4 protein-coding genes are annotated in these 3648 nt (G+C 65.6%); 2 read left to right on the top strand and 2 right to left on the bottom strand.

From position 1 onward, the window contains the following. Together HC022_RS21195 and ubiB are read left to right on the top strand one after the other, a co-directional pair. A partial coding sequence (locus HC022_RS21195; RefSeq protein ID WP_167453741.1) for a ubiquinone/menaquinone biosynthesis methyltransferase occupies positions 1–502 on the top strand: 502 nt, incomplete at its 5' end. A 3-nt stretch (positions 503–505) separates the two neighbouring features. Further along, a complete protein-coding gene (gene ubiB / locus HC022_RS21190; RefSeq protein WP_167453740.1) occupies positions 506–2038 on the top strand; it encodes a 2-polyprenylphenol 6-hydroxylase in 1533 nt (510 codons plus the stop codon). Between the two features lie 80 nt (positions 2039–2118). Here the strand turns inward: ubiB and HC022_RS21185 are convergent, their stop codons facing one another. Both HC022_RS21185 and HC022_RS21180 read right to left on the bottom strand, forming a co-directional pair. Next, positions 2119–2787, bottom strand: a complete 669-nt coding sequence (locus HC022_RS21185) for a flagellar hook capping FlgD N-terminal domain-containing protein (RefSeq protein ID WP_167453739.1) — start codon at positions 2785–2787, stop codon at positions 2119–2121. An 11-nt stretch (positions 2788–2798) separates the two neighbouring features. Further along, on the bottom strand, positions 2799–3648 hold an 850-nt coding region (locus tag HC022_RS21180; RefSeq protein ID WP_217704078.1), incomplete at its 5' end, for a flagellar hook-length control protein FliK.

The raw sequence follows: 3648 nt of genomic DNA, 5'->3' as shown, positions 1-3648 counted from the left end.
CGCGGGCCATGGCCACGCCACCGTGCTCGACCTGACCGAGCCGATGCTGGTCGAGGGCCGCAAGCGCGCAGAGGCCGCCGCCAAGGCCGACGAGCTCGACTGGGTGGTGGGCGACGCCATGGCGCTGCCCTTCCCGGACAACAGCTTCGACGTCTACACCATCTCCTTCGGCATCCGGAACGTCACCCGCCCGCAGGAGGCGCTGAACGAGGCCTACCGCGTGCTGCGCCCCGGCGGCCGGTTGATGGTGCTCGAATTCAGCCAGATTCCCAACGACATGATGCAGAAGATCTACGATCTCTACTCGTTCCACATCATCCCCCGCATGGGGCAGGCCATCGCCGGCGACCGCGACAGCTACCAGTACCTCGTCGAGTCGATCCGCAAGTTCCCCGACCAGGAGACCTTCCTCGGCATGGTGAGGGCGGCGGGCTTCGGAAACGCCAAGTACCGCAACCTGTCGATGGGCATCGCCTGCCTGCATTCGGGCTGGAAGCTGTAATTCATGCGTGGACCGCACAACATCTGGCGCCTGATCCGCACCGGCGCCACCTTCGAACGCACGGGCGCCATGGGGGTCGTGCTCGACGCGCTCGACGCGCCAAAGTCCGTGCGCGTGGCCTTCCGCACGCTGGTCTGGCCGTTCAAGTGGCTCGGAATCGAGGGCGATCCGTCGATGCCGCCCGCCACCCGTGCGCTGTCTGCGCTGGGGCCGGCCTACATCAAGTTCGGCCAGATCCTCTCGACCCGGCCCGACGTGGTGGGGCAGGACCTCGCGAACCAGCTCCGGGTGCTGCAGGACAAGCTTCCGCCCTTCGGTGTCGAGAAGGCCCGTGCACAGATCGAATCCGAGCTCGGCGTGGCGCTGCCCGAGATCTTCTCCGAATTCAGCGAGCCCGTGGCCGCCGCATCCATCGCGCAGGTGCACAAGGCGCGCCGCGCCGACACCGGTGAGACTGTCGCGGTCAAGGTGCTGCGTCCGGGAATCGAGCGTGCCTTCCGCACCGACATCGACGCCTTCTACTTCGCCGCCGACATGATCGAGACGCTGGCGCCTGCCTCACGGCGGCTGCGCCCACGCGACGTGATCAAGCATTTCGAGAGCGTCGTGATGGGCGAACTCGACCTGCGGCTCGAATCCGCTGCGGCCAGCGAAGACGCTGCCAACACCGAGGGCGACGCAGGCTTCCAGCTGCCCGCCGTGGTCTGGGGCCTGTCCGGCCGCCGGGTGATGACCATGAGCTGGGCCGAGGGCGAGCCGCTCGGCGACAATGCCGCGCTGGATGCCGCCGGCCACGACCGCGTGGAACTGAGCGAGCGGGTGCTGCAGCTTTTCCTGAACCATGCCCTGCGCGACGGCTTCTTCCACGCCGACATGCACCAGGGCAACCTCAAGGTGGCGCCCAACGGTGACATCATCGCGTATGATTTCGGCATCATGGGACACATCGACGAATATACTCGCCGGGTCTACGCCGAGATTCTCTACGGGTTCATCCGTCGCGATTACAAGCGTGTCGCCGAGGTACATTTCGAGGCCGGCTACGTGCCCGCCGACCGCGACGTCGATGAATTCGCCCGTGCCCTGCGCGCCGTCGGCGAGCCGATCTTCGGCATGGACGCCACGCGGATCTCGATGGCGCGGCTGCTCTCCTACCTGTTCGAGGTCACCGAGCGCTTCGGCATGCAGACCCGGACCGAGCTGATCCTGCTGCAACGAACGATGGTGGTGGTCGAGGGGGTGGCACGGTCCCTGAACCCGCACATGAACATCTGGCATACCGCGCGACCGGTGGTCGAGGACTACATCAAGACCTCGCTCGGCCCGCGCGCCGTTCTGCGCGATCTGGTGCTGACGACCCGTGTTCTGGGCCGTTTCGGGCCGCGTCTGCCGGGGTTGGTCGAGGCCGCGCTGATCCGCCAGTCCGAAGGCGACGCGCCTGCCCGCCGCAACCCCTGGCCAGGCCGCATCGGCTGGAGCGCTGCCGGCGCCGTCCTGGGCGCGGTGCTGGTCTTCGGCTGGCATTACTGGAACTGACCCCTCGTCATTCCGCCAAGCTTGCGGCGCCGCGCAAAGGTACGCAGGGTCGCGTCCGGTCTGCCGCTGCGTCGCTTGCGTCATGCCATGCCCGATCGCAGCGCGGTCACATCCGAGGCACGGATCTCGCTCCCATCGGAGAGGGTCAGCATCACCTCACCGTTCTGCTGCCGCACCTCGATGATCGGGTTATACACCTGCGCGTCGGATCTCCCGATCACCCCGCTGCCCGAGAGGCTTTCGATCTGGAAGCTGTAAACACCAGAGGGAAGGGGATCGCCGAGGTCGTCCACCCCGACCCAGGCGATCACCGGATCCGACATATCGAGGGTCAGGGTCTGCACCTCCGACCCGCCGGAGTTCCGCACGACCAGCCGCGCTCCGTCCGCGCCGCTTGCATACTCCGGCCGCAACACGATCGGCGCTCCACCGTAGAAGACCGGCGCGTCTGAAAGCGCCTGTTTCCCGATCCAGCCGGCAAGCTCCTGGAACTGGTTGCCGCCGATGACGCCGGTCAGTTCCTTGAGCAGGTCGTTGGTCAGCACCTGCTGCTCGACCGAGGAGAAGGTCGCGAGCTGCGTCGCGTACTCCGTGGTGTCGAGCGGATTCAGCGGATCCTGGTTCTGCATCTGCGTGGTGAGCATCTTGAGAAACGTCTCGAAATCGGAGCTGAGCACTGTCTTGCTCGTGCTCGCCGTGTTCGAGGAAGAGATTGAGGCGTTCGCCGCCCCGACAGATCCGGTTTGCATGGGTTACCTCCTCAGATGCGAATGTCGAGGCCGTCGGACGGGGTAATCCCGCGTGCGGTCATTTTCGGAGTTTCGATGTCCTGGTATCTGTCGATTGGCGCCGCATGATCGGTCGCCATACCTCTACCGGCCTCGCCGCCTCGACCATTGCTCTGTCCACCCTCGCCGAAGCTGAAGCTGGCGTCCCCGTAACCAAGGTCCGATAGACTCCGGGCCAATTGGTCCACATGACGGCGCAGAAGGTCGAGCGTCTCCGGTCGATCGGCCGAAATGCTGAGCAGAAGCCCATGCTCTCCCTGAACCATCCGGAAGCGCAGATGGCCAAGTTCCTCCGGCCGGAGTTGCAGCTCGATGACATCGTCGCCAGTACCGGGGGCGGTCGTGACCCCCTCAATCACCTGCCTCAGCACCGAAGCTGCGGTTTCCGTGCGGTGAAATGCAGTGCCGGCAGGAGCCTGCGAGGCCGAACCGGACGCACGCACCTCGCCCGACAACATACCGAGGCCGGCCTCGAGCGGCTCGGGGGCGCCGTCATCCAGAACAGGCGAGAGCACTGATCCTATTGGCTGGGTTCGCTGCGAAAGCAGATCAGAGCGGATCGGCAAAGCTTGTGCGGAGACAATCTTGCCCCCAATCTGCTGGGGTGAGGTCCCCTCGTTCATATTCTCGCGCAACATCCCGCTTTCTACGCGGCGTAGCCTTTGCGTCTGCGTCATGGGCTCTGGTGTGGGGCTCTGCAACTTTGCGCCGCTTACACGCGCGGCGGTCTGCTCCGGCCGGTGGCGGAAAAACTGGACAGTCTCATCGGAATACGCGCGAGGATGGCCCAACGCTTGTGGTGCTGCGGTGCCCGGCGATGAG

Source organism: Salipiger sp. HF18 (genome assembly GCF_011806505.1).
Lineage (GTDB): Bacteria > Pseudomonadota > Alphaproteobacteria > Rhodobacterales > Rhodobacteraceae > Salipiger > Salipiger thiooxidans.
This window is presented reverse-complemented; position numbering and strand designations above follow the sequence as displayed.